Annotated in this window: 23 protein-coding genes and 2 tRNA genes; 5 read left to right on the top strand and 20 right to left on the bottom strand. The window is 65.5% G+C overall.

Features of this window, described 5'->3' with window-relative positions:
- Positions 1–28 precede the first annotated feature (28 nt).
- The 5 genes from mutM to coaD all read right to left on the bottom strand — a co-directional run bounded on the left by mutM (position 29) and on the right by coaD (position 3,146).
- The gene (gene mutM / locus M8J71_RS15240; RefSeq protein ID WP_256248660.1) at positions 29–1,003 is read right to left on the bottom strand and encodes a bifunctional DNA-formamidopyrimidine glycosylase/DNA-(apurinic or apyrimidinic site) lyase; all 975 of its coding nucleotides are present in this window, start codon (positions 1,001–1,003) and stop codon (positions 29–31) included.
- Between the two features lie 4 nt (positions 1,004–1,007).
- Entirely contained in the window at positions 1,008–1,736 is a 729-nt protein-coding gene (gene rnc, locus M8J71_RS15235) for a ribonuclease III (protein ID WP_256249011.1), read from the bottom strand.
- Positions 1,737–1,757: 21 nt separating this feature from the next.
- Positions 1,758–1,961 carry a 50S ribosomal protein L32 gene (rpmF, locus tag M8J71_RS15230; RefSeq protein WP_009356569.1) on the bottom strand — a complete coding sequence of 68 codons (204 nt, stop codon included), beginning with the start codon at positions 1,959–1,961 and terminating at the stop codon, positions 1,758–1,760.
- A gap of 36 nt (positions 1,962–1,997) precedes the next feature.
- Positions 1,998–2,522: a YceD family protein gene (locus M8J71_RS15225; RefSeq protein WP_256249010.1), complete on the bottom strand. Its 525-nt coding sequence runs from the start codon at positions 2,520–2,522 to the stop codon at positions 1,998–2,000.
- Between the two features lie 123 nt (positions 2,523–2,645).
- Positions 2,646–3,146, bottom strand: coding sequence for a pantetheine-phosphate adenylyltransferase (coaD, locus tag M8J71_RS15220; RefSeq protein WP_163162655.1), 501 nt, complete (start codon positions 3,144–3,146; stop codon positions 2,646–2,648).
- A gap of 43 nt (positions 3,147–3,189) precedes the next feature.
- Here coaD and M8J71_RS15215 point away from each other — a divergent pair, with 43 nt between their 5' ends.
- Together M8J71_RS15215 and M8J71_RS15210 are read left to right on the top strand one after the other, a co-directional pair.
- On the top strand, positions 3,190–4,419 hold the full coding sequence (locus M8J71_RS15215) for an aminotransferase class I/II-fold pyridoxal phosphate-dependent enzyme (RefSeq protein WP_256248659.1): 1,230 nt from the start codon (positions 3,190–3,192) through the stop codon (positions 4,417–4,419).
- Positions 4,419–5,213 carry a spermidine synthase gene (locus tag M8J71_RS15210; protein WP_256249009.1) on the top strand — a complete coding sequence of 265 codons (795 nt, stop codon included), beginning with the start codon at positions 4,419–4,421 and terminating at the stop codon, positions 5,211–5,213. Before M8J71_RS15215 ends, M8J71_RS15210 begins: the two co-directional genes overlap by 1 nt.
- A 21-nt stretch (positions 5,214–5,234) precedes the next feature.
- Here the strand turns inward: M8J71_RS15210 and rsmD are convergent, their stop codons facing one another.
- Genes rsmD through thiL form a run of 4 tightly spaced genes read right to left on the bottom strand, consistent with a single transcriptional unit; the run spans position 5,235 to position 10,225 of the window.
- A complete protein-coding gene (rsmD, locus tag M8J71_RS15205; protein WP_256248658.1) occupies positions 5,235–5,870 on the bottom strand; it encodes a 16S rRNA (guanine(966)-N(2))-methyltransferase RsmD in 636 nt (211 codons plus the stop codon).
- Positions 5,871–5,915: 45 nt separating this feature from the next.
- Positions 5,916–8,180, bottom strand: a complete 2,265-nt coding sequence (locus tag M8J71_RS15200; RefSeq protein ID WP_256248657.1) for an ATP-dependent DNA helicase RecG — start codon at positions 8,178–8,180, stop codon at positions 5,916–5,918.
- The gene (locus tag M8J71_RS15195) at positions 8,170–9,156 is read right to left on the bottom strand and encodes a DAK2 domain-containing protein (protein WP_256248656.1); all 987 of its coding nucleotides are present in this window, start codon (positions 9,154–9,156) and stop codon (positions 8,170–8,172) included. The genes M8J71_RS15200 and M8J71_RS15195 overlap by 11 nt, the downstream gene beginning before the upstream one ends.
- 22 nt (positions 9,157–9,178) lie before the next feature.
- Positions 9,179–10,225 (bottom strand): thiamine-phosphate kinase, encoded by a 1,047-nt coding sequence (gene thiL / locus M8J71_RS15190; RefSeq protein ID WP_374114853.1) that lies wholly within the window; start codon positions 10,223–10,225, stop codon positions 9,179–9,181.
- Between the two features lie 98 nt (positions 10,226–10,323).
- Here thiL and M8J71_RS15185 point away from each other — a divergent pair, with 98 nt between their 5' ends.
- Positions 10,324–10,827, top strand: a complete 504-nt coding sequence (locus tag M8J71_RS15185) for a DUF3515 domain-containing protein (RefSeq protein WP_256248655.1) — start codon at positions 10,324–10,326, stop codon at positions 10,825–10,827.
- 34 nt (positions 10,828–10,861) lie between these two features.
- Here M8J71_RS15185 and M8J71_RS15180 read toward each other — a convergent pair whose 3' ends face one another.
- The 6 genes from M8J71_RS15180 to leuC form a co-directional block, all read right to left on the bottom strand.
- Positions 10,862–12,010 carry a D-alanine--D-alanine ligase family protein gene (locus M8J71_RS15180; protein ID WP_256248654.1) on the bottom strand — a complete coding sequence of 383 codons (1,149 nt, stop codon included), beginning with the start codon at positions 12,008–12,010 and terminating at the stop codon, positions 10,862–10,864.
- 2 nt (positions 12,011–12,012) lie between these two features.
- A complete protein-coding gene (locus tag M8J71_RS15175) occupies positions 12,013–13,065 on the bottom strand; it encodes an NAD(P)H-dependent glycerol-3-phosphate dehydrogenase (RefSeq protein ID WP_256248653.1) in 1,053 nt (350 codons plus the stop codon).
- Complete coding sequence (locus M8J71_RS15170; RefSeq protein ID WP_256248652.1) at positions 13,055–13,831, bottom strand: lysophospholipid acyltransferase family protein; 777 nt, start codon at positions 13,829–13,831, stop codon at positions 13,055–13,057. Before M8J71_RS15170 ends, M8J71_RS15175 begins: the two co-directional genes overlap by 11 nt.
- A gap of 10 nt (positions 13,832–13,841) precedes the next feature.
- On the bottom strand, positions 13,842–15,167 hold the full coding sequence (gene murA / locus M8J71_RS15165) for a UDP-N-acetylglucosamine 1-carboxyvinyltransferase (protein ID WP_163162637.1): 1,326 nt from the start codon (positions 15,165–15,167) through the stop codon (positions 13,842–13,844).
- 161 nt (positions 15,168–15,328) lie between these two features.
- A complete protein-coding gene (gene leuD / locus M8J71_RS15160; protein WP_256248651.1) occupies positions 15,329–15,931 on the bottom strand; it encodes a 3-isopropylmalate dehydratase small subunit in 603 nt (200 codons plus the stop codon).
- Between the two features lie 8 nt (positions 15,932–15,939).
- The gene (gene leuC / locus M8J71_RS15155; protein WP_256248650.1) at positions 15,940–17,406 is read right to left on the bottom strand and encodes a 3-isopropylmalate dehydratase large subunit; all 1,467 of its coding nucleotides are present in this window, start codon (positions 17,404–17,406) and stop codon (positions 15,940–15,942) included.
- 112 nt (positions 17,407–17,518) lie between these two features.
- Here leuC and M8J71_RS15150 point away from each other — a divergent pair, with 112 nt between their 5' ends.
- Together M8J71_RS15150 and M8J71_RS15145 are read left to right on the top strand one after the other, a co-directional pair.
- Positions 17,519–18,238 carry an IclR family transcriptional regulator gene (locus M8J71_RS15150; RefSeq protein WP_009356552.1) on the top strand — a complete coding sequence of 240 codons (720 nt, stop codon included), beginning with the start codon at positions 17,519–17,521 and terminating at the stop codon, positions 18,236–18,238.
- A gap of 53 nt (positions 18,239–18,291) precedes the next feature.
- The gene (locus M8J71_RS15145) at positions 18,292–18,843 is read left to right on the top strand and encodes a DUF1697 domain-containing protein (RefSeq protein WP_256248649.1); all 552 of its coding nucleotides are present in this window, start codon (positions 18,292–18,294) and stop codon (positions 18,841–18,843) included.
- Positions 18,844–18,902: 59 nt separating this feature from the next.
- Here M8J71_RS15145 and M8J71_RS15140 read toward each other — a convergent pair whose 3' ends face one another.
- The 5 genes from M8J71_RS15140 to M8J71_RS15120 form a co-directional block, all read right to left on the bottom strand.
- A complete protein-coding gene (locus M8J71_RS15140) occupies positions 18,903–20,519 on the bottom strand; it encodes a GTPase (RefSeq protein WP_256248648.1) in 1,617 nt (538 codons plus the stop codon).
- Positions 20,516–22,309 (bottom strand): dynamin family protein, encoded by a 1,794-nt coding sequence (locus M8J71_RS15135; protein WP_374114852.1) that lies wholly within the window; start codon positions 22,307–22,309, stop codon positions 20,516–20,518. The genes M8J71_RS15140 and M8J71_RS15135 overlap by 4 nt, the downstream gene beginning before the upstream one ends.
- Before the next feature lie 487 nt (positions 22,310–22,796).
- Positions 22,797–22,872: transfer RNA gene (locus M8J71_RS15130), tRNA-Glu, on the bottom strand.
- A gap of 135 nt (positions 22,873–23,007) precedes the next feature.
- Positions 23,008–23,079, bottom strand: a tRNA-Gln gene (locus tag M8J71_RS15125).
- Positions 23,080–23,342: 263 nt separating this feature from the next.
- Positions 23,343–23,639 (bottom strand): transposase (locus M8J71_RS15120; RefSeq protein ID WP_256248647.1); only part of this gene is annotated, 297 nt, incomplete at its 5' end.

The raw sequence follows: 23,639 nt of genomic DNA, 5'->3' as shown, positions 1-23,639 counted from the left end.
GGGGCACCGGGATCAGCCGGCGTTTGTACTACCAGCGGCCGTTGCGGGGACGGGGCTGGCACACGGGACAGGTGTGTGAGGAGCGGTTCATGAACTGCTCCCGGCGGATGGTTGCGTGGATTCCCGCAGCGGCACACCGCTTGCACGGCTGCCCCTCCCGCCCGTAGGCGTTGAGGGACCGGTCGAAGTATCCCGAGGCGCCGTTGACGTTCACGTACAGGGAGTCGAAGCTGGTTCCGCCCGCGGCCAGCGCATCCAGCATGACTTCGCGCGCGCTGCCCACTAGCCTTTCCGCTTCAGTGCGGCGCAGGGTGTCGGTGGGCCGGGCGAAGTGGAGGCGGGCGCGCCACAGCGCCTCGTCGGCGTAGATGTTTCCGATGCCGGACACCAAACCCTGATCGAGCAGGGCACGTTTCAAGCCGGTTTTGCGTTTGCGGAGGCGGCGATAGAAAAGGTCAAAGGAAAAAGCCGGGTCCAGGGGGTCCCGTGCGATGTGCGCCGCTTCTTCTGCGATCAGCGGAAGGGGCGATTCAGCGAGGCCGCCCGGGCCGCCGTCGTCCGTTGGAACCAAAGCGGTAACGAACAGGCCACCGAAGATCCGCTGGTCCACGAACCGCAACTGTTCGGGCATGCCGTCGCGCGGACCCAGCCGGATCCGTACTTTGAGGTGTTTCTCATCCGCCACGCTGCCATCCTGCATCAGCAGCTGCCCGCTCATGCCCAGATGCGCCATCAGCGCCACCTTTTGGGTGCTGGCAGGCCCGTCCGGAAGTGGCCCGTTAGGACCGGCGGACGTATCGAGCAGCGGCATCCAGAGGAACTTGCCCCGCCGCACGACGTCCGCGACGGTTGCGCCTTCGAGGTTGCCGATGAAGTCTTCGGTCCCCAGTGCGTGGCGCCGGATCGAGCGCTGGTCCAGGACGTCAACGCGCTCGATGGTCCTGCCGCGGACCCAGCTCACCAGGCCGCGGCGGACCACCTCAACTTCGGGAAGTTCGGGCACGACGCTACTTGGCGGCTACGGAACCGGTGGACTTGCCCGCCGGCGCGGAGCCGGCGTTGCCGGTGAGGGCACGCCAGGCGTCGGCGGCAGCTTCCTGCTCCGCTTCCTTTTTGGAGTGGCCGGTGCCCTTGCCGTAGGCCGTGCCGCCGATGTGCAGGGTAGCCGCGAAAATCCGCGCGTGGTCCGGGCCGGACCCTTCCACCGCATAATGGATGCTTCCGAGCTGGCGGCTGGCCGCGAGTTCCTGGATGCTGGTCTTCCAGTCGGTTCCCGCACCCAGAGCGCCGGCATCCATGAGCAGGGGCCCGATCAGCCGCATCACGAGCTGGCGGGCGGTCTCGATGTCGTTGGACACGTAGGTGGCACCGATCAGCGCCTCCATGGTGTCCGCCAGGATTGAGGCCTTGTTTTTGCCTTCGGTGAGCTTTTCGCCCTGCCCGAGGTAGATGTAGTCGCCAATGCCGAGGCTGCGTCCGATGCCTGCGAGGGCACGGGTGCTGACCACTGCTGAGCGTCGTTTCGCCAGGTCGCCTTCGGGCAGGTCCGGGTTGTCCCGATACAGGGCGTCCGTCACGGAGAATCCAAGGATGGAGTCCCCCAGGAATTCGAGCCGCTCATTGGTGGGGATGCCGCCGTTTTCGTAGGCGTAGGAACGGTGTGTGAGCGCAAGACGAAGCGTCCCGGCGTCAATAGAGACACCGAGACGCTTCAAAAGCTCTTCAGTTGAAGACATCATGTCAGCCGGAGGGGCCGATTAGACGTCCGCGACCTTGCGGCCCTTGTACTCAAGGAACAGCGCGGTGCCGGCCGAGTCGGTGACAACCTTTGCCTGGTGCGGCAGGCTGTAAGTAACCTGGCCGTTCTCCACGGTCTTCACCAGGTGGGGGGCGGTCGCCTTCCACTGCGAGCGGCGGGCGCGGGTATTCGAGCGAGACATTTTCCGCTTGGGAACAGCCACGGCTAACTCATTTCTCTCTAGACAAACACGTACAAATCAATTTTGCCGGTCAGGCTTAGCCATATCAGCTAGGGCAGCCCAGCGAGGATCCAAGACCTCGTGGTGGTGCCCCGGCTCGTCTTCCAGGCGAACTCCGCATTCGGAGCAAAGGCCCTGGCAGTCTTCCCGGCACACCGGCTGGAACGGCAGATTGGTGACAACCGCGTCCCGCAACACCGGTTCAAGATCGATTACATCGTGCTCGACTCGACGTTGCTCTTCATCTTCTTCTTCGTCCGAAAGCTCCACGCCTTCATAGAAGAAAAGTTCTTGCACATTGACCTCAAGGTCATACGCAAGGGGATCCAGGCATCGCCCGCATTCACCGGTTACTTCGGCAATCGCGGTTCCTGATACCAGAATTCCTTCGTGTACGGCCTCAAGCCTCAGATCCAGCTCGATATCCGAGCCTTCCTGAACACCAATAAGCGCCACACCAAGATCACTTGGTGCGGGTACATGTTCCGTCAGTGTCCGCATGCTTCCCGGACTGCGTCCGAGGTCCTTGACGTCGAACGCCAGGGGCGAACCAGCATCTCGTTTAATGAGAACTCCTGTTGAACATATGACCGACGTACCATCTTAGCCTGAAGAGCCGCAGGGACTCAAACCAGGTAGCCGGCGGCGCCGAAGTACCGGACTAGCCTACCCTCTCGGCTGCTGTTCAGGCGCCGACTCGCCCGCAAGCATCCTCCGGTGCACTGACCTGGGAACGTAGTCCGAAACGCTGCCGCCCAGGCTGGCCACCTCTTTGATCAGGGTGGAGGACAGGTGTATGTAGTGGGCCTCGGCGGGCAGGAACACCGTTTCCACTCCGCTGAGCTGGCGGTTCATCGTGGCCATGGGGAGCTCGTAGTCGAAATCCGAGGAGGACCGAAGGCCCTTGACGATCGCTGAGACGCCGCGTTGCCTGCAATATTCGGCGAGGAGGCCTTCCCCAACGGGTTCCACCACAATGCCCTTCAGTAACGCAAGGGTTTCCCGCGCCATGTCCAGGCGCTCTCCCAACGTGAACATGTACTTCTTGGCCGGGTTGGTGGAGACCGCAACGATGACCTCGTCAAAGAGGCCCGCAGCCCGGGCAATAACCTCGAGATGGCCGTTGTGGATGGGGTCAAAGGATCCGGGGCAGACAGCTCGTCTCATGCTCCGAACCTACCCCATGAAAAGGCCGGGATACCATGACTGGATGCATCCACAACGGGAAGTTTCCACCCCTTTGGCGCCCGCCCCCTGGCAGCGGACCGCGCTCGGAGCCAACCTCCTGGGGCGTGACGGCGGGCTGGGAGTCACGATCTTCGAGGAAATGACAACCCTGGCGGTGCAGACCGGCGCGATCAACCTGGGCCAGGGCTTCCCGGATGAGGACGGGCCGCTGGAGATACGTGAAGCGGCCCGCGCAGCCATCGCCTCCGGGCATAACCAGTACGCGCCGGGGAGGGGCGTCCCGGAACTCCGGGAAGCAGTGGCCGCCCACCAGGAAAGGTTCTACGGCCTTTCCCCCGATCCGCAGACCGAGGTGATCGTTACAACCGGCGCCACCGAGGGAATTGCCGCCTCCCTGCTGGCTTTTGCAGGACCGGGTGATGAGGTACTGACCTTTGAGCCCTTCTACGATTCCTACGGCGCCGTCATCGGCCTGTCCGGCGCAACGCATGTAACGGCCCCCCTGCTGGCACCGGACTTCATGCCGGACCTGGCTGCGCTGGAGGCCGCCTTCAGCGAGCGGACGCGGATCGTCCTGCTGAACAACCCGCACAACCCCACCGGCGCCGTCTTTCCGCGCCCGGTGCTGCAGCGCATCGTGGACCTGGCCCGGAAGCACGACTGCCTGATCATCACTGACGAGGTGTACGAACATCTCACGTTCGGCGACCGCCACGTCCCGGTTGCATCCCTGCCGGGAGCCGCTGACCGGACCATCACCCTTTCCTCGGCCGGCAAGACGTTCTCCCTGACCGGCTGGAAGATTGGCTGGCTCACAGGCCCCGAGGAGCTCGTGTCCGCTGTACGCACGGTTAAGCAGTTCCTCACCTATAGTTCGGGCACGCCGTTCCAGTCAGCCATTGCCAGCGGGCTCGGCCTGCCGGACGCCTTCTACACCAACATCGCGGCCACGCTGAAGCACAAGCGCGACATCCTCAGCGAAGGCCTTCAGGCAGCCGGTTTCGATGTTTTCACACCGCAGGGAACATACTTCGTCAACGTGGACACCGCGCCGCTGGGCATCCATGACTCGGTGGACCTGGCCCGCAGGCTCCCCAGCCTGGTGGGCGTAGCCGCGATCCCGGTCCCCGTTTTCTGCCACCCTGAAGGTGCCGAGAGGACGCGCAGCCTCCTTCGGTTTGCGTTCTGCAAAAAGACCGAAGTCCTGGAGGAAGCGGCTGCCCGGCTGGCCACCCTCAGCGGTCGGCTGTGATGCCGGCCGGGAACGGCAGGCGGGCGGAACGGTTTCTCCGGACCACCGGACAGCACGCAACCATCGAACCGGACGCCTTCACCGACGGCAGCTACGTGCTCAGCATCGGCGGGGCGGAGCAATCCCACGTGAACCTGGCACAGCCGGACGAGATTTTTTACGAGTACCTGCGGCGGATCGGCCACTTGGTGGATCTGGCCGCACCACCCCGAAAGCCTGTGACAGCACTGCATCTGGGGGCCGGGGCACTGACACTGGCCCGCTACATCCAGGCGACCAGGCCGGGGTCGATGCAGTATGCGGTGGAACTGGAACGGGAACTGCTGGACTTCGTCCTGCGCCAGTTGCCCCTCCCGGAGGGGACTGACCTGCACACCATCATCGGGGACGCCCGCGGGGCACTCGCGGAACTCGAACCCGGACTCCTGTTCGACGTCGTGATCCTCGACATCTTCTCCGGCCCCGAAGCCCCGGAACACCTTGCCTGCACCGAGTTTTACAGTGAGGTGCGGGAACGGCTCACCCCGCGCGGGCTGCTGATCGTCAACGTGGGCGACGAACCGGGGCTCACTCTGGTCCGCAGCCAGGTCGCGGCAATGCGGCGGGCGATGGGTGATGTAGCGGCGTTTGCCGAAGCAGGCATGTTCGAGGGCCGCTACCCGGGTAACATCGTCCTGGCCGGCACGCAGACGCCCTGGCCGGAAGGTTGGTCCGAAGCATTAGTATCCCGCGGCCCACATCCCGCCAAAGTCCTGGCCGGCGTGGACCTGGACAGGCTCGCGCCCCAGTCCTGATTAAACCCAGTCCGGATAAACCTAGTCCTGGTCAACCACATCCTGACCAGCCAGGTCCTGGTCAACCACGTCCGGGTCAATGGCGTCCGGCACAAAAGGCTCTGCGTACCACAGCCGGGTTTCGCCGTATTTTTTCTCCGCGAACCGTGCCAGGCCGCCGGGCCAGCCCGGCTCCGGGGAGCGGGATGACCGTTCCACCACCACCACGGCCGCCGGCGAAAGGTGGGGAGCGAGCTTTTCGAGCGCCGCGGACAGCGCCACCTCCTCCAGCGGATAGGGAGGGTCCAGGAACACGAGGTCCCAGGTTGCCGTGGCGGCGGCGCGTTCCAGGAAAGGCTCCACCTTGGAGCGGTGGACCGTCACGGCTTTTCGGCCCAGAACCCCGTTGATGAGGTCTGCGTTGCGCTGGCAGACGGCACTGGCCTTGGCATCGGATTCCACCAGGTCCACCGTCTGCGCGCCCCTGCTGCAGCTCTCGACCCCCAGCGAACCTGAGCCGGCGTACAGGTCCAGCACCCGGGCGCCGCTGATGACGTCAAAGGCGTCCAGCCGCGAGAACAACGCCTCCTTGACACGGTCCGTGGTGGGCCTTGTCAGGGAACCCGGAACAGTCTGCAGGGGCGTACCGCCGGCGGCCCCGGCGATGATGCGGCTCATTGGGCGCCCCCGCTTCGGCCCCCGTGGATATCAGATACAACCGTGTTAACCGCGTTCAAGGAACGCCTCCTTTTCGGGGTTCAAGTACTTCTCGATTGCCTCGGCCAGATCCGGGTGTGCCCCCAGCGACGGGTCCTGCGCCACAATCTGCTGGGCATCATCGCGGGCGCGGCTGATGATGGCTTCATGCTCAAGCACCCGCAGAAGTTTCAAGGTGGAGCGTCCGCCGGACTGGGAAGCGCCCAGGATGTCACCCTCGCGGCGCAGCTTGAGGTCCTCCTGGGAAAGTTCGAAACCATCCGTGGTGGCGGCAACGGCGTCCAGCCTGCGCCGGCTGGGGTGTTCAGGTTCCAGGGCGGTGACCAGCAGGCAAGTCCCGGGCAGGCCGCCCCGGCCCACCCTGCCACGCAGCTGGTGCAGCTGGGAGATGCCGAACCGGTCGGCGTCGAGAATGACCATAAGGGTGGCGTTGGGAACGTCCACGCCCACTTCAATCACGGTGGTGGAGACCAGCAGTTTAACGCTGTTTGCCGTAAAGCCGGTCATGGCGGCGGTCTTCGCTTCGGGCGGCTGGCGTCCGTGCAGCGGTGCCAACGGAACCCCGGACAGGGCGGGCTCATCCAGAAGCTGTTCGACGACGGCGTTCACTGATGCCAGTTCCCGTCCGCCTTCCCCGTCGGTGCCGTCGGCCAGGTCGGCTTCCCCGGGGCTGAAATCGCCGTCGTCATCGGTCCCGATCTTCGGGCAGACGACGTAGACCTGGTGTCCGGCATCGATCTCCTCGCGGGAGCGGGCCCAGATCCGGCCGGCCCAGGCAGGATTCTCCGCAAGTCCCACCAGGTGGGTGGTGATGGGGGCCCGGCCCTCGGGGAGCTCGTCGAGGATCGACGTCTCGAGGTCGCCGAACACGGTCATGGCAACGGTCCGCGGGATGGGGGTGGCGGTCATGACCAGCAGGTGGGGCGGCTTCCTTGCTTTGGCCCGGAGCGCATCACGTTGCTCCACGCCGAAGCGGTGCTGCTCATCCACCACGATCAGGCCAAGATCGTAGAACGTGACGTTTCCGCTGAGGAGGGCATGGGTGCCAATGATGATCCCGGCTGTTCCGGAGGCGGCGTCGAGCAGGGCCTGTTTTCGTGCCGCGGCAGGCATGGAGCCGGTCAGCAGCGTGACCTGGACGGAGGCGTCGCCGAGCCCACCCAGCAGACCGTCCCTGGAGAGCGGCCCCAGTGCGCGGCGGATCGACTCGAAGTGCTGCGCCGCGAGGACTTCGGTGGGTGCCAGCAATGCCGCCTGTCCCCCGGCGTCCACCACCTGCAGCATGGCACGCAGCGCCACGATGGTCTTGCCGGACCCTACTTCGCCCTGCAGCAGGCGGTTCATGGGAGTGTCACGGGCCAGTTCCGCTGCGAAGGTCTTCCCGACGGCGGCCTGCCCGGCTGTGAGGGTGAACGGGAGGTTCGCGTCGAACGCGGTAAGGAGACCTTCGGCGACGGGCCGGCGTGCCGTGGCTTCCTCGGAGGCCAGCTGCGCCCGGCGTCTGGCCAGCGCGGACTGCAGCACCAGGGCCTCGTGGTACCGGAACCGGTCCCGCGCCCGGCGCCAGTCGTCAGCGGAGTCAGGAGCGTGGATGAGCCGGTACGCGTGGGCAAGCGGCAGGAATCCTTCACGGGCGGCGATGGCCGGCGGGACGGGATCCGGCAAGGCGTCCAGGTCCAGGGTTTCCAACAGGGTCCCGATGGTCTTCTGGATTTTCCAGCTGGGGAGTTTGGCCGTTGCCGGGTACACCGGGATGGGCATGGCTGCGAGTTTTTCGGGGTCCTGGCTGCCCTCGCTGAACGGGTCTTCGTCCAGGAGCTGGAAGTCGGGGTTGGTAAGGCCGAGTGCTCCCTTGAAGCTGGTAACTTTTCCGGAGAACAGTGCCCGCCGTCCCTGCAGGAGTTCGGCTTTCGCTTTGTAGCCGTTGAAGAAGCTGATTTTGAGGCTTCCGGGCACTTTGCCCCGGTAGTCCCGCCCGCCTACCAGCCGAAGCCCCTGCTGCCCGTCGTCGTCGGAAACTATGACGTCGGTGATGGTCCCGCGCCGTGCCTGCATGTTCCGTGTGCTGCTGGACAGCACCCTGGCAATGAGGGTGACTTCCTCATCGAGGGGAAGCTCGCTGATGGGCGTCAGCTCGCCCCTGGACATGTAGCGGCGCGGAAAGTAATGCAGCAGGCCTTCCACTGTGGTGATGCCGAGGTGTTTTTCGATGACCGCCGCGGAACGTTTTCCTATCCTGCGTTCCAGCGCAAGGTCCATCTCAGCGTTCATGCCCACTGGAGTTCACTGCGTCCGGGTGCGGTTCCCGCGGCAGGGCGAGTTCGCTGATACTGATCTGGGCGGGTTCGCCGAGGGAACGGATGAGGGCAACAGCCGCCTCGGGGGCCGGAACGTGGACGTGGACCCGCCAGCGGTAGTTTCCGTCATTGTCAGGGTTGCCCCCCACCTGGCTCATGATGACGGACTCGCCAATCTCGTCGAGCTGCTGCCTAAGGGTGGCGGCATTCAGCGGTGAGAGGTTGATGGTGCACATGACTTCGACGCCGTCGTCATCCGGCATGGCGGTGTGGATGTGGGGATCGGACACGTCATAGCCGTGCAGCCCGTCGAGGAGCTCGCTTTGGAGTTCCTCCCCCAGGACGGCGGACCGGAGGCAGTCCAGGATCAGGAGCATCCCCACTCCGCCTGCATCCACCACGCGTGCGGACGTCAGGGCGTCCAGCTGGTCCTCGGTGCGGATGACGGCGGCCAGGGCGGCTTCGACGGCGGCATCCAGGGCCAGCCCCAGGGCGTGGTTGCTGTCGTCATGGTTTTGGCCGGCATCAACGGCTGCTGCGGCCCGTGCAGCAGCCTCCATCACGGAAAGCATCGTTCCCGGGACGGGATCACTCAGGGCCGACCACGCGCGGATTTGGGCGCGGTTCAGGGCCGCAGCCAGCAGTGTGGAGGTCAGGCGCGTGTGCCCTGCCAGTGGTTCAGCCGCCGCGCAAAGGAATACGGAGAACAGGGTCCCGGAATTTCCCCTCGCTTCCTCCATCGCCGCCTGGCCGGCGCTGGCCAGCACAGCGCCAACGTCCAGCTGCGCAGGCTGGTCCCCGGCTGCCGATGCAGACTGGGCGGCTGCCCGGACAGTCAGGTACAGGTTAGTGCCTGTGTCGCCGTCCGCCACCGGGAAGATATTGATGGCGTTGAGGCGGTCGCTGTGGTTGCCAAGGACGGTCTCAGCCTTGCCCAACCACCTCTTCATCGCTTGCGCGTTGGCGGCAACCTTAGTGTGCAAAGTGATCCCATCCCCCGGTGTCTGCGGACCGGCCCGCTATTTTGACGCTCGGGCTTTCGTTGCTTCCCAATGCTTGTATTGAGCCTATCGCAGTGAATCCGGGAGGCAGCTGAACATCCGAAGGGAATGTGGCCAGCAGCCCGTGGTCCTCCCCGCCGCCCAGCACCCACGCCATGGGATCCGTTCCCAGCAGCTCCGAGGCGGGCCGCAGCACCTCCGCCAGTGCCCGTAACGGCGTCGGATCCAAATCAATGCCCACACTGCTGGCAGCAGCGAGCCGCAAGCCGTCCCGGAGCAGGCCATCGGAAATGTCCAGCATGGCAGTGGCGCCGGCGGCCCGGGCGGCGGGCCCGGCGGCCAGAGGGGGCCGTGGCCGGCACTGGAGGTCCAGGAAGACGCGCTGTTCAGGGCGAAGGGCATCAACGTTGACGGCGGATTCGAGGATTGCCAGGCCGGCGGCGGCGTGCCCGGCGGTTCCTGCAAGCGCCAGGACATCCCCCCTCCGGGCGCCCGACCGGAGGACGGCGTGGTGGCCGTCTTGGGTCCCCAGGACGGCCACTGTCACGGAAATCTCCCGGCCGCGGCCCAGATCTCCTCCGGCCACCGAACACCTGGCAGCCCCCAGTTCCGTGATTCCCGCTGTCAAGCCGTCCGCCAGGTCCTCCACCCAGCTGACTGGTGTCTCCGGGGGAAGCGTGAGGCTCACCACGAGGGACGTTGCTGTGCCACCCATCGCGTTGATGTCGCTGAGGTTCTGCGCCGCGGCTTTCCAGCCGACATCGAAACCGGTGGTCCGGTAGCCGTTGGGCCATTCCAGCCGGAAATCCTGGTCCTGGACCTGCGTGTCAATGCTGATGACGGTCTTCCCGTCAGGCGCCGCCACAACGGCGGCGTCATCACCGGGACCGAGCAGGGTGGCTGCGGCATGGTCCCCACCCATGGAAAGGCGTGGAAATATCCGCGCCAGCAGCTCAGCTTCGGAGAGGGCGGCGACGGCGGGCGGCTGCTCTTGGACGGTCAAACGCTTTTCAGGCACGCCACTACGCTACAGCGGGCCTCCGACATTGCGGCCCCGCCGCCCTTGCCGCCAGTACCGTGTCCGGACCAGCGGGGCCGCGACGATAGTCTTGAAGTATGCACCGTCCACAGCTTTCCCTGCCCGCCCGCGCTGCCAGGATGGCGTTGACCGGGATAGTTGCTTCCCTCGCCTTGGCCGCATGCTCCCCCGCCGTGGACGTGCCCGCAGCCCGGGACGCCGCCAACCCCGCCTGTGCTCCCATGATGGTGGCCTTGCCCGAAGCCATCGGCGACTCGGCGCTCCGCAAGACCAACAGCCAGGCCACTGCGGTCTGGGGTGATCCCTCCCTGGTGGTCCTTCGCTGCGGCGTGAACGTGCCCGGACCCACCACGGACCGCTGCGTGACCGTCAACGGGATCGACTGGGTGATCAAGGAAGGCGACCCCGTCTGGACGCTGACCACCTACGGCCGCGAGCCCGCCACTGAAATACTGATGGATCCGGACAAGATCAGCTCTGCGACTGTCCTGGCCGATCTTGCCCCTGCCGCCGGTGAGATCCCGCCTCTCAGGAACTGTGTGGGCCAGGAAGAGCTGCAGAACCTGCCGAAAAGCCAGTAGGGTTCGACTAGCTCAACCACCAAGCGAGCGACTCCTAGCGCAGGCCCGTCTTCCGGTTCAAGGCCAGGTAGATGAGTTCGTCAATCAGCTCGGCGTAGTCCAGTCCTGACGCGGCCCACATCTGCGGGTACATGCTTTTCGGGGTGAATCCGGGCATGGTGTTGATCTCGTTGATGATCAGCTGGCCGTCGGGTGTGTAGAAGAAGTCCACCCGGCTCAGGCCCTCTGCGCCTACCGCGTCGAAGGCGGCCGCGGAGAGTTCCCGCACCCTGGCGATTGCCTCCTCCGGCAGGTCCGCCGGACAGCTCAGTGATGCGGCATCGTCCTCGACATACTTCGCGTTGAAGTCGTAGAACTCGTGGGTACCGCCGGCCACGGAGATCTCGCCCGGCATGGATGTGCGGGGAGCGTCAGTGCCCCTGCCTTCCAGCACGGCGCACTCGATTTCCCGGCCGGTGATTCCGGCCTCAATCACCAGTTTGAGGTCGTGCCGGCGCGCTTCCTCGATGGCGGCATCCAGCTCCTCGAGTGAATCGACTTTGGAGATCCCCATCGATGAACCAGCCCGCGCAGGCTTGACGAAAACGGGGAAGCCAAGCAGGTCCACCTGCTTCCGGACGGATTCCGCATCCTTGCGCCATTGCCTGTCAGTCACGGCGATGTAGGGGCCAACCTGCAGGCCTGCGGCTTCAAAAACCACTTTCATGAAGTGTTTGTCCATGCCCACTGCCGAGGCCAGGACGCCGGCTCCGACATACCGGGTGTCGGAGAGTTCCAGCAGCCCCTGGATGGTGCCGTCCTCGCCGAAGGGGCCGTGAAGCAGCGGAAACACCACGTCCACGGCGCCGAGTTCCTGCGGGACCTCGTTCGGTGCGGCCACGATCAGCTGGTGTTCGCCGCCAATCTGGGCCAATGTCACGGTCTGCGTCGACGGAACCACTTCCGGCAGCGAGGAGGCTGCCAGGGACCACTGCGCCGTATCGCCGGGGGCCAGCACCCATTGTCCCGACTTGGCGATCCCGATGGGGATGACCTCGTACTTTTCCTTGTTGATGGCACCGAGAACGCCGGCGGCGGTCACGCAGCTGACGGCATGCTCGCTGGAACGGCCGCCGAAAAGTACCGCAACCCGGGGTTTTGCCCCGCCGGCCGGCTCTGATGCGGTCAGTTTGTCTTGGGACATGGTCAGTAATCGCCTTCAGGTTTCAGTTCCCGGGCCAGCAGGACGGGCCCCAGTTGGTCAACGGACAGCTTGCCTGCCAGCACGGCGACGACGGCTGCCGTGATGGGCATGTCGACGCCCAGCTTTGCCGCCAGTTCGTGGACGGCCTGGCCGGACTTGATGCCTTCGGCGGTCTGGGTCATTTTCTGGCCCACTTCCTCCAGCGTGAGGCCCTGGCCCAGCAGGCGCCCTGCAGTATGGTTCCTCGACAGCGGTGAGGAGCAGGTTGCCACCAGATCACCCAGGCCGGCCAGCCCGGCCATGGTTTTCGCATCCCCACCCAATGCGAGGGCAAGGCGGGACGTCTCGGCGAGGCCACGGGTAATCACGGAAGCTTTGGTGTTGTCGCCCATTTGCCTGCCCTCGCAGATGCCGACTGCAAGTGCGATGACATTCTTGACGATGCCGCCGATTTCCACCCCGACGATGTCCGAGGTGGTGTAAGGCCGGAAATAGGGTGCGGTGCAGCTGCGTGCGATCCAGCCTGCAGTAGCCGGGTCGGTACAGGCAACCACGGAGGCCGTCGGCTCTTCGCGGGCAATCTCCATGGCAAGGTTTGGGCCTGAAACGATGGCAATGCGCTCGGTGGGCAGGCCAAGTTCCTCACTGATGACTTCGCTCATTCGGGCGTCGGTACCCAGTTCAAGGCCCTTCATCAGGGAAACCACCGTGGCGTCGGGGGCGATCATGTCCTTCCAGCCGCGCAACTGCGGGCGCAAGGATTGGGCCGGCACGGCCAGGACCACCAGATCGGCGCCCTCGAATACTTCGCGTACATCCGTGGAGGCCGTGATGCTGTCCGGAAGGGCAATGTCCTTCAGGTACTGCGAGTTACGGTGGTAGGTGTTGATTTCTTCCACCACTTCGCTCCGCCGGCCCCAGAGGCGGATGGCACGCGGCTCGCCTGACGCCGTGGCGGCATCGGCCAGGATCTTGGCGAACGTCGTCCCCCACGAACCCGCCCCAAGCACCGCTACCGAACGGGCCGAACCGAGCTGGTTGCCCTCAGAGGTCACCGGGCATCCGTTCCCCGGTCCGCTGCTGCCCGCGCTCCATGAAGCGGCCGTGTTTCGCCTGCTGCTGCTTCGCCGGATCCCAGCGCTCCGCCGGAGGCTGTTCGCCCCGGATCTCTGCCAGGAGTTGCGTGATCGCATCCATAATGGCGTCGGTGGCCCCGGTCAGCGTGGCCTTGTCCAGGGGACGGCCGGTGAAGGCGCTCAAATCGACCGGCTCGCCCACAACCACCCTCGACTTCTTGCGCGGGAACACGTGGAACCGTTTGCCGTAGCGCGGGAAAACTTCGTGGGCTCCCCAGTGGGCAATCGGTACCACCGGAATGCCGCCCTCAAGCGCAAGCCGCGCAGCACCGGTGTGGCCCTTCATGGGCCACAGGTCCGGATCCCTGGTTAGGGTGCCTTCGGGGTAGATGATGATGGCTCCGCCCTCGGCCACGATCTCCTGCGCGAGCTGGAGGGACCGGTTGGCGCCCGCCGTCGAACGCTCCACGGGAATCTGCTTGGTTGCGTGCAGGACCCAGCCCAGGACCGGAACCTTGAAAAGTCCGGATTTCGCCAGGAAGTGCGGCGCGCGCTTGTGGTTATAGAGGAGGTGGCCGATGATCAGGGGGTCGATCTCGGTGCAGTGGTTGGGGGCCGCGATAAAACCGCCGGCAGGCAGCTTTTCGGTGCCCTCCCACTTCTTATCCATCATGAGGTTGAACAGGGGACGTACTATTCCTGCGACCACCGCAAGGGTCGCGCGGCTCTTGGCCGATTCCTTCACGTCGGTACCGCTACTTCGTCGTGGTGATGTCGAAGTCGGCACCAAGTCCCGCGAGCTTTTCGGTGAAGCGCTCGTAACCCCGGTTGATGATGTCGATTCCGGTCACGCGTGAGGTTCCGGTGGCGGCCAGGGCCGCGATCAGGTGGCTGAAGCCGCCGCGGAGGTCCGGCACGTCGATGTCGGTTCCCTTGAGCTGGGTCGGCCCTGAAATAACGGCCGAATGCAGGAAGTTGCGCTGGCCGAACCTGCAGGGCACGCTGCCGAGGCATTCACGATGCACCTGGATGCTGGCGCCCATCCGGATGAGGGCATCAGTGAAGCCGAAGCGGTTCTCGTAGACCGTTTCGTGGACGATCGAGACGCCTTCGGCCTGCGTCAGCGCCACCACCAGCGGCTGCTGCCAGTCGGTCATGAAGCCGGGGTGCACGTCTGTTTCCAGGACCAGGGGGTTGAGCTTTCCGCCCTTGTGGTAGAAGCGGATGCCGTCCTCGCCGATGTCCATGCCGCCGCCCACCTTGCGGTAGGTGTTCAGGAACGTCATCATGTCGCGCTGGGAGGCGCCTTCGACAAAGATGTCACCCTTGGTCACCAGTGCAGCAGAAGCCCACGACGCCGACTCGTTGCGGTCCGAGAGCGCCCGGTGGTTGTAGCCGCCGAGGTCGCGGACGCCTTCGATTCGGATGGTGCGGTCGGTCTGGACGCTGATGATCGCGCCCATTTTCTGCAGCACAGCAATGAGGTCGATGATCTCCGGCTCCGTTGCTGCCCCGGAAAGTTCCGTGATGCCCTCGGCGCGGGTGGCGCTCAGCAGCACCTGCTCGGTGGCACCGACAGACGGGTAGGGAAGGGAGATCTTTGCGCCATGCAGTCCCTTGGGAGCGGAGATGTGGATGCCGCCGGGACGCTTTTCCACCACGGCACCGAACTGGCGCAGCACGTCCAGGTGGTAGTCGATGGGACGGTCACCGATCTTGCAGCCGCCAAGGTCCGGGATGAACGCCTCGCCGATGGCGTGGATCAGGGGGCCGCACAGCAGGATGGGAATCCTGGAGTCGCCGGCATGCGCGTCGATGGCGGTGCTCGGCGCAGTCTTGGCCGCCTTGGGGTCCAGCGTCAGGTCCCCGTTGACGGGGTCCTTCACTACAGTCACTCCGTGCAGCTGCAGGAGGGAGGTGACTACCTCCACGTCCTTGATCTCCGGCACGTTCCGCAACACCGACGGTTCGTTGCCCAGCAAGGCAGCCACCATGGCCTTGGGAACGAGGTTCTTCGCTCCCCGGACGGTGACGCGGCCTGTCAGCGGGACTCCGCCGCGGATGGTCAGAACACTACTCATATACCGGTTTCCTAACGATGACTAGCCCCCAAATCCTTGCAAAGGCTCCAACCAAGCATAGGAGGTCGCGTTACCGAACCGAAATACGCAGGCGACGGCGGCAGGGCGTGGCGCGCCGCCGTCGGCCATTTTCTAGAACAGGCAACTCTGCTTCAGCCGGCTCAGGAAAGGCGCGCCGGCAGGGTTTTGGGCTTGAAGGCGGGCCGGGTGGCTTCGTAGGCAGTGATGTCCGCCTCATGCTGCAGGGTCAGCCCGATATCGTCCAGTCCTTCGAGCAGGCGCCACCGGGTGTAATCGTCGATGTCGAAGGGTGCCACGATGTTGCCGCACACCACCGTTTTGGAGACGAGGTCCACGGTGACCTCGGTCCCGGGAGCGTTCTCCAGTTCCTTCCAGATCAGTTCGATGTCGTCCTGGGCCACCTCGGCCGCGAGCAGACCCTGCTTGCCCGAGTTGCCCCGGAAGATGTCAGCAAACCGGGAGGAGAGCACAGTCTTGAAACCGTAGTCCTTCAATGCCCACACCGCATGCTCACGGGAGGAGCCGGTGCCGAAGTCCGGGCCGGCCACCAAGACCGATCCGGCGTTGAAAGGCGCCTGGTTCAGGATGAAGGACGGGTCCTTGCGCCACGCCGAGAACAGCGCGTCCTCGAACCCCGTGCGGGTGATGCGCTTGAGGTAGACAGCGGGGATGATCTGGTCCGTGTCCACGTTGCTCTGGCGCAGCGGGACGCCGATTCCGGTGTGGGTGGTGAACTTTTCCATGGCGTGTCCTAGGCTGCGTCGGTGCGGATGGGGTTCTGGACAGGCTCAACCACCGGATCGGGATCCAGGTCCGACGGCGAGCTGAGCGTGCCGCGGATGGCAGTGGCTGCGGCAACCACCGGCGAGACCAGGTGCGTGCGGCCGCCCTTGCCCTGGCGCCCTTCGAAGTTGCGGTTGGAGGTGGAGGCGCAGCGCTCCCCCACGTCCAGCTGGTCCGGGTTCATGCCCAGGCACATGGAGCAGCCGGCGAAGCGCCATTCCGCGCCGAAGTCCTTGAAGACCTTGTCCAGGCCCTCAGCCTCGGCTTCCAAGCGGACCCGCGCCGAACCGGGCACCACCAGCATCCGGATGTTCGGGTCCTTTTGGCGCCCGCGGATAATGTCCGCAGCGGCCCGCAGGTCCTCCATGCGGGAGTTGGTGCAGGAGCCGAGGAACACGGTATCCACCCGGATGTCCTTCATGGGCGTGCCGGCTTCCAGTCCCATGTACTGCAGGGCACGTTCGGCTGCGGCCTTGGCGTTTTCGTCGCCGAAGTCCTCGGGCGACGGTACAGACTCGGACAGCGAGACGCCCTGGCCGGGGTTGGTGCCCCAGGTGACGAACGGCTCCAGCGTGTCGGCGTCCAGGTCCACCTGGGCGTCAAAGGTCGCGTCGTCGTCGGTACGCAGGGTGTTCCAGTACTCGACGGCGGCGTCCCAGTCAGCGCCCTGGGGGGCGTGGGGACGGCCCAACATGAACTCGTAGGTGGTCTCGTCCGGCGCCACCATGCCGGCACGGGCACCGGCTTCGATGGACATGTTGCAGATGGTCATGCGGGCGTCCATAGACAGGGCACGGATTGCGGACCCGCGGTATTCCAGGACGTAACCCTGGCCGCCGCCGGTGCCGATCTTGGCGATGACGGCGAGGATGATGTCCTTGGCCGTGACACCGGGACGCAGTGTCCCTTCGACGTTGATGGCCATCGTTTTGAACGGCTTCAGGGACAGCGTCTGGGTGGCCATGACATGCTCCACCTCGGAAGTTCCAATGCCCATGGCCAGCGCGCCGAAAGCGCCATGCGTGGAGGTGTGCGAGTCACCGCAGACCACCGTCATGCCGGGCTGCGTGAGACCCAGCTGCGGTCCCACCACGTGGACGATGCCTTGTTCAGCGTCACCGAGGGAATGCAGGCGGACCCCAAATTCAGCACAGTTGTTCCGCAGCGTCTGGATCTGCGTCCGGCTGGTCAGGTCGGCGATAGGCTTGTCGATGTCCAGCGTGGGAGTGTTGTGGTCCTCCGTGGCGATGGTCAGGTCCGGCCGGCGCAGTTTCCTTCCGGCCAACCGCAGGCCCTCGAAGGCTTGCGGGGACGTGACCTCGTGGACAAGGTGGAGGTCGATGAAGAGAAGGTCGGGCTGGGCATTGGCTCCGTCGCCATCGCCTTTGCGCACCACGTGTGCGTCCCAGACTTTCTCGGCCAATGTCTTTGCCATGGCCATCTCCCTTCACTGCTGTTTGGCTGATGTATTCCACTGAACCAGTACGCCTTGCACTGCGCCAGCCGAAAGATTTGCATCTCAGATAATGAGACGGCAATATCATTACATGGACAATTCTAGTGGAGTCGGTGTCATTGATAAAGCGGCCCAGGTGCTTGATGCACTGGAGGCCGGCCCCACCACTCTGGCGCAGCTCGTAGCGGCTACCGGCCTGGCCCGGCCCACTGTCCATCGCCTCGCCCTTGCACTGGTGCACCACCGACTGGTGAGCCGCGACATCCAGGGCCGTTTTGTGCTGGGAAGCCGTCTGGTTGAGCTGGCTTCGGCTGCCGGCGAGGACCGTCTGATCGCTTCTGCCGGCCCGGTGCTGATGCAGCTGCGCGACGCCACGGGCGAAAGTGCCCAAATTTTCCGCCGCCAGGGCGACTGGCGCGTGTGCGTGGCCTCCGCCGAGCGCCCCATCGGCTTGCGCGACACCATCCCGGTAGGCACGCAGCTGTCCATGAAGGCAGGATCCGCGGCCCAGGTGCTTCTCGCCTGGGAGGACCACGACCGCCTGCTGGAAGGACTGCAGTCGGCCCGCTTCACGCCTACTGTCCTGGCAGGCGTACGACGGCGGGGCTGGGGCCAGAGCCTTGGCGAACGCGAGCCGGGGGTCGCTTCAGTTTCCGCACCGGTGCGGGGACCTTCCGGCCGGGTCATAGCGGCCGTGTCAATTTCCGGCCCAATCGAGCGCCTCACCCGCCAGCCCGGCCGGTTGCATGCAGAAGTGGTCTGCAACGCAGGCCGCATCCTCACCGAGGCCCTGCGCAAGAACAACGACTGACTTAAGAACAGACCTGACAGCCCGGGCCGACTGCTGGCGCTAGGATTCTCGCCATGGGCAGCTATGCAGTGTTTCTCCGGGGCATCAACGTGGGCGGCATCAATATCAAAATGGCCCACCTCCGGGAGGCGCTGAAGGCCGCGGGCTTTTCCGAGGCCCGGACCCTGCTTGCCAGCGGAAATGTTGTGCTGGCCAGCCGGCTGGATGCGTCAGCGGTGAAGCAGGAGTGCGAAAAATGCCTCCGCGATTCTTTTGGCTATGACGCCTGGGTGGTGGTGCTCGACGCAGCCCGGGTGTCCGAACTGGTGGCAGCCTGCCCCTACCCGGACGATGACAAAAGCACCCACACCTACATCACGCTTTCCTCCGACCCGGCAATGCTTGACGAACTCAATGCAGCGGGGGCGGCCCTGGAGGGCGCGGAGCAGACAAGGTTGGGGCCGGAGGCCTTGGCATGGCTGGCACCGGTTGGCGGAACGCTGGACAGCCCCTTCAGCAAAATTTCGGCCAAACCCAGGTTCAAGGCCACCACCACAACACGCAACCTGCGGACCCTGATTAAGGTCCGGGACGCTGCTGCCGAACTCGCGGCCGCCGGCATTTAGCTGCTGCAGCCCAGCGCAGGCTTACTGCTGTGCTGGTTGCCGCCGCTGGTTCATCAGCTCTATCCTGCCCCGGCCGTCTTCAGCGCGGCATTAAAAGCGGTGAGCCTGCTGACTTCCACCTCCACCGGCTCCACCACCAACTCCTGGGCCACGGAAGAAACTGCGGCATCAAGCCGCCTCCGCGCCCTGGCGGCCCTGGCATTCGCGGCGGCAGCGGCAATAAAACGTCCGGTAATGGCCAGGAAGAGCCCCAACACCACCCCGGCTGCGATCATCAGCGTCGGCACAGGCCAGCCTTCAACCCTCGGCACCTCGGGAACGGGCATCTGGAAATACCCGAGGGCGGCCAGGACGCCGAGCCAGCCGAGTCCTCCCAACACCGTGAGCAGGGCCAGCCATTGCACCACGTTGAATACTCCCCACCACCAGGACCTGCGGTTGGCGGCCAGGTCTGTTCCGGCGATGGCCTGGTCAAGGGCGTCCGGCAACTGCTCCCGGCCCTCCCGTGCGGCGCCGCGGATCGCCGCCCGCCACGGGCCGGGGGCACCCGCACTGGCGGCGTCAGCGAAGTCCCGGACCGCTGCGTCCGTCCGCGCGCGTTCCGGCGCCCCTGCCGGCGGCAGCGAGGTCCGGTTCAGCTCCGACGGGGCAGCGCTGCGCAGATTAAGCCGGCGCAGCGGATCGGGCCGGAACCTGGACAGCCATCTGGTGACCGGCCAGCCGGTGCGCTTGACTGACTCAAGCCGGTAGGACTGGCCAACCGCCCGGACCACGGTGGGTACGTTGGCTGCCACCGCCAGTTCGTCGGCCAGGCGTGTCTTTGCCGCCGCGCGGACCCCGGCCGCCTCTCCCCCACCGGAAACTGCACCCAGTTCCGCGGTGGCCCGGGTAATGTCGGCAGCGAGCCGCTGCGACTGGGCTTTACGCTTTACGGCAACGCTCCGGATAGCGGCCCGGACCTTGTCCACACCAGTACCCGTCAGGGCGGAGGCCGCCAGCACCTGGACCTTGCCCAGTCCGTCGCGGGCCAGGATGGACCGCAGCGATTCCAGGACGGGCTGAACATCGTGCTCGGGGAGCCGGTCCACCTGGTTAAGGACCACCAGCGTCACGGCGCCGTGGGACGCCAGGCGCGACAGGTAATCATTATGTACGGCCGCGTCTGCATACTTTTGGGGGTCAAGAACCCACACCAGGACGTCCACGAGGCCCACCATCCGCTGGACCACTTCGCGGTTGGACGCGCGGGTGGAATCGAAGTCGGGCAGGTCCAGCAGGATCAGGCCGGTTTCCTCGTCAGCGAAGCCTTCCACAGCCGCCGCGTGGTGCCGGTTGCGAACCTCAAGCCAGTCAAGCAGCGGCTCGCTGCCCTCCACTCCCCACACCCCCGCCAAAGCTTCCGACGTCGTAGGCCGGCGCGCAGCCGCCGTCGCGATTTCAGCTCCGCTGACCGCATTGAACAGGGAGGATTTGCCGCTTCCGGTGGCACCGAAGAAGCCCACCACTGTGTGGTCGGCCGAAAGCGACCGGCGTGAACTGGCCCGCTCCAGGACGGTGAATACTTCCTGGAGCGACGCATCGGGCAGGACGCCTTCGCCAAGCTCGCGGGCGTCGTTGAGGGCCGCAAGCCGGCGGTCAAGCCGGGACTCCTCGCGGGTGTCGCTGTGGCGGCTCATGCGGCATCCGCCAGGCGGACCAAGGCGTCCGCGTGGGCGGCAAGAGTCTGCGGGGCGCGTTCATCACGCTCCGGAATCCGGGTAAGGAACTTCTGCCGCTCTTCCTCCAACAGCCGCTGGCAGCGGGCGTGCAGGTCCTCCCGCGCTTTTTCGGCCATGCGCCGCACTGCGTCCTCGCCAAAGACCGCTTCGAGAAGCCGCTGGCCCACGACGGCCGTTCCACCTGCCACACCAACCTCGAGTCCTGTCAGACCGGCGGTCATCGAGAACACCACGATCATCAGGGCGGCCCCCAGTCCGTTGATCCCGAAGGACAGCCAGCGGGCCTGGGTCCGCTTTCCCTGGCCCTCGGTGCTGATGAGTTCCATCAGGGCTTCCTGCCAGGCCCTGATTTCGGCGGCGGCCCGGTCCTCAAAGCCCGGCGTGGTCCCGGAAAGGTCGTCCGTCCCCAGCAGTTGGCGCCCTGCGGGGTCGGTGCGCCACCGCTGATCGGTGTCCTCAGCCGCATTTGCGGCTTCGTCGATGATCACAGCCTGCAGCCCCGTCTCGATGGCTGCCTCAACGCGCACCGCGGGCGGCGGCTCACCCCGGAAGAAGGCCCCCAACCGGTCGCGGAACCGGCCCACGTTCTGTTCCAGGGCCCGGAAGAACTCGCCGGTGCCCACGAAGTCCTGCCAGCGTGCGAGCACTTCACCCCGCAGCAGTGCCCCGTCCCTGGTAGCGTCGAGAATCCGGCCGGCAGCATCATGGTAGGCCGAGACCGCGGCAGCTTCGAGGTTGCCCGCGGCGGCCTCCTGCTCCCGGGCCGCATGTGCCACCGCTGCAACACGGCCGGCCAGTGCCCGGACGGTCCCGTTGAGCGTACGGCGGGCAATCTCCGAACGGCCGGCGGCATCGGCGGCCAGCTCCCCAAGCCACGTCCTTAACGGGAGGACGGTGCCGGCCGGGAGCATGCCCAGCGGATCCAAAGGGGTCTCCGGGATCATGAACAGCTGCGCGGCGTCCAGGCCCTCGCGGTCCAGGAGGCTGCGGAGGTCCTCGCTGACTTCCCTTTCCGCCCCCGGCGGTACGCGGTCCAGCACCACAGCCACCATGATGTCCCGCGAAGCTGCGTCCAGGAGCAGTTTCCATGGAACGGCGTCGGCGTAGCGGTTGGCCGTTGTGACGAAGATCCACAAATCGGCGGCAGCAAGGAGCTGCGCCGCCAGCTTGCGGTTGTCGTCTGAGATGGAGTCGACGTCGGGAGCATCCAGCACTGCGATTCCCGCGGGGACAGCGGGGACGGCCACAAGCACCAGGGAAGACATGGCGCCCGCGTCCGGAACGGCACCTGCGCGGCTGGCCGGCACCGGGCTGCTGGCGACGTATCCGCGGATTCTGCTCAGGCTTGGCAGGACGCGCTGGCCTTCAAACCAGGCCGCCTCCGACGGGTGGTGCAGGAGGATGGGCTGGCGGGTGGTGGGACGGATGGCGCCCGAACGGGTGACGGGGTGGCCAACAAGGGCGTTGACGAGTGTGGACTTGCCCGCGCCGGTGGAACCTCCGACGACGGCCAGGAGCGGGGCATCGAGGCTGCGGTACCGAGGGAGGATGTAGTCGTCGAGTTGGGCGACGGCGCCGGCGGCGTCACGCCGTGCATGCTCCACGTCCGGCAGCGCCAGTGGCAGTGCGGCAGCGGCAAGATCACCGCGCACCTCTTCCAAGAGCGCTACGCCTGCAAGGGCACCGGCACTGCTGGAAGGCGGGCGCTGCTCATCGTGCGGTTCGTCTTGCTCGTTCCGGGAGGTCACAGCAACATCATGCCAGTTGGCGGCGGGTATGGGGTGCCGTTTCCTGCCCAACGCCCCATCACCTCCCGCACCCCTCCCGGAACGCCCCACCACCTCCCGCACCCCTCCCGGAACGCCCCACCACCTTACGCACCCTTCCCCGAAACGCCCCACCACCTCCCGCACCTTTTGGCGGATCGCCCCATCAGTTTCTGGTGGGGTTCGACAGCGGTGCCGTCGCGGGCCGAGCTCCGGAGGGTTCCTCCCGGGACCGAAAGCCATGGCGCGTTCCACGATCTGCCCCGGAAGGTGATGGCGCGGTCCAGGATTTGTTCCGGAAGGTGATGTGGCGTTCCACGAGTTGTCGCGGAAAGTGATGGCGCGTTCCCCGGTTTGCTGCGGGAGGTGATGGGGCGTTCCACGATCAGCTCCGGAAAGTGGTGGCGCGTTGCACGACTTGTTGCGGAAACGAAAAATGGCCCCGGGCGTTTGCCCGGGACCAATTCGTTGGTGACCCCAGCGGGATTCGAACCCGCGTTACCGCCGTGAGAGGGCGGCGTACTAGGCCGCTATACGATGGGGCCCTGTACTTTACCGTACTTCTTTCAGCGTTTCCGCTGGTCAGCTCAGTGATTGTTTCACACACCTCGCTGTGGTTTCAAATCGGCGAACCGGCTGAAACCTTCTGCTCTTGGCCCGGAACGGGCCTCTGAGCAGAGCTGGGATACCAGGACTCGAACCTAGAATGACGGTACCAGAAACCGTAGTGTTGCCAATTACACCATATCCCAATGATACTTTCGGGCCGGTTTTCAGGGCCTCTGCCCCGCTCCGTGCGCCTCAGCACGAGAAATTACTTTACCCGAGACTTCCGGCCCGCACAAATCGGCCCGGTGTGACTTAGCCTTGATCCACCGATCTGCTTGGGCGGCTGATCTGAAGTCGGTTTCGGGGGTCTTTCGGGCTGAGGGCATGGTGGGGTGCCGGGCCTCGCTGCCTTTCGTTGTTCCACTGTTGGTCCTGGTTGAGCCGTGGGGCTGGGTGGAGTGGGTGTTCAGGCGGTTTGAGGCGGCGGATAGATGTGGTTGAACAAGCTTTGCCATGGTGTTTGCCAGGGCCCGGACACGGGTAGGTGGAGACGGACGCGCCGGGCGCTGGTAGCGATCCTGGCGGGGATGTGGATGAGTTTTCGGCGGATCGTGCCGGTCCTGGCCTTGCCGAGGGGTCCGGCGGCGAGGATCCCGGCGGTGCGGGTGAGGTTGTAGGCCATGACCGCGGCGACCAGCCATGCTGAGTTCGCCGCGAAAGCACCTGAAGGCAGATGGGCCAGTGCGCTGTCCTTCAGATCGGC

The sequence above is a fragment of the Pseudarthrobacter sp. R1 genome, from assembly GCF_024494415.1.
GTDB lineage: Bacteria > Actinomycetota > Actinomycetes > Actinomycetales > Micrococcaceae > Arthrobacter.
The sequence above is the reverse complement of the archived record's forward strand: the minus strand, read 5'-3'. Positions and strand labels throughout refer to the sequence as shown.

What these genes read in the sequence shown, in the direction of transcription:
- leuC (WP_256248650.1), bottom strand. Translation starts at nt 17,406, where the DNA reads ATGGCAAAGACATTGGCCGAGAAAGTCTGGGACGCACACGTGGTGCGC.
- M8J71_RS15210 (WP_256249009.1), top strand. Translation starts at nt 4,419, where the DNA reads ATGCCGGCCGGGAACGGCAGGCGGGCGGAACGGTTTCTCCGGACCACC.
- rnc (WP_256249011.1), bottom strand. Translation starts at nt 1,736, where the DNA reads ATGTCTTCAACTGAAGAGCTTTTGAAGCGTCTCGGTGTCTCTATTGAC.
- M8J71_RS15200 (WP_256248657.1), bottom strand. Translation starts at nt 8,180, where the DNA reads ATGAACGCTGAGATGGACCTTGCGCTGGAACGCAGGATAGGAAAACGT.
- murA (WP_163162637.1), bottom strand. Translation starts at nt 15,167, where the DNA reads ATGAGTAGTGTTCTGACCATCCGCGGCGGAGTCCCGCTGACAGGCCGC.
- coaD (WP_163162655.1), bottom strand. Translation starts at nt 3,146, where the DNA reads ATGAGACGAGCTGTCTGCCCCGGATCCTTTGACCCCATCCACAACGGC.
- M8J71_RS15185 (WP_256248655.1), top strand. Translation starts at nt 10,324, where the DNA reads ATGCACCGTCCACAGCTTTCCCTGCCCGCCCGCGCTGCCAGGATGGCG.
- M8J71_RS15195 (WP_256248656.1), bottom strand. Translation starts at nt 9,156, where the DNA reads ATGAAGAGGTGGTTGGGCAAGGCTGAGACCGTCCTTGGCAACCACAGC.
- M8J71_RS15145 (WP_256248649.1), top strand. Translation starts at nt 18,292, where the DNA reads ATGGGCAGCTATGCAGTGTTTCTCCGGGGCATCAACGTGGGCGGCATC.
- M8J71_RS15150 (WP_009356552.1), top strand. Translation starts at nt 17,519, where the DNA reads ATGGACAATTCTAGTGGAGTCGGTGTCATTGATAAAGCGGCCCAGGTG.
- M8J71_RS15215 (WP_256248659.1), top strand. Translation starts at nt 3,190, where the DNA reads ATGCATCCACAACGGGAAGTTTCCACCCCTTTGGCGCCCGCCCCCTGG.
- rsmD (WP_256248658.1), bottom strand. Translation starts at nt 5,870, where the DNA reads ATGAGCCGCATCATCGCCGGGGCCGCCGGCGGTACGCCCCTGCAGACT.
- leuD (WP_256248651.1), bottom strand. Translation starts at nt 15,931, where the DNA reads ATGGAAAAGTTCACCACCCACACCGGAATCGGCGTCCCGCTGCGCCAG.
- M8J71_RS15180 (WP_256248654.1), bottom strand. Translation starts at nt 12,010, where the DNA reads ATGTCCCAAGACAAACTGACCGCATCAGAGCCGGCCGGCGGGGCAAAA.
- M8J71_RS15140 (WP_256248648.1), bottom strand. Translation starts at nt 20,519, where the DNA reads ATGAGCCGCCACAGCGACACCCGCGAGGAGTCCCGGCTTGACCGCCGG.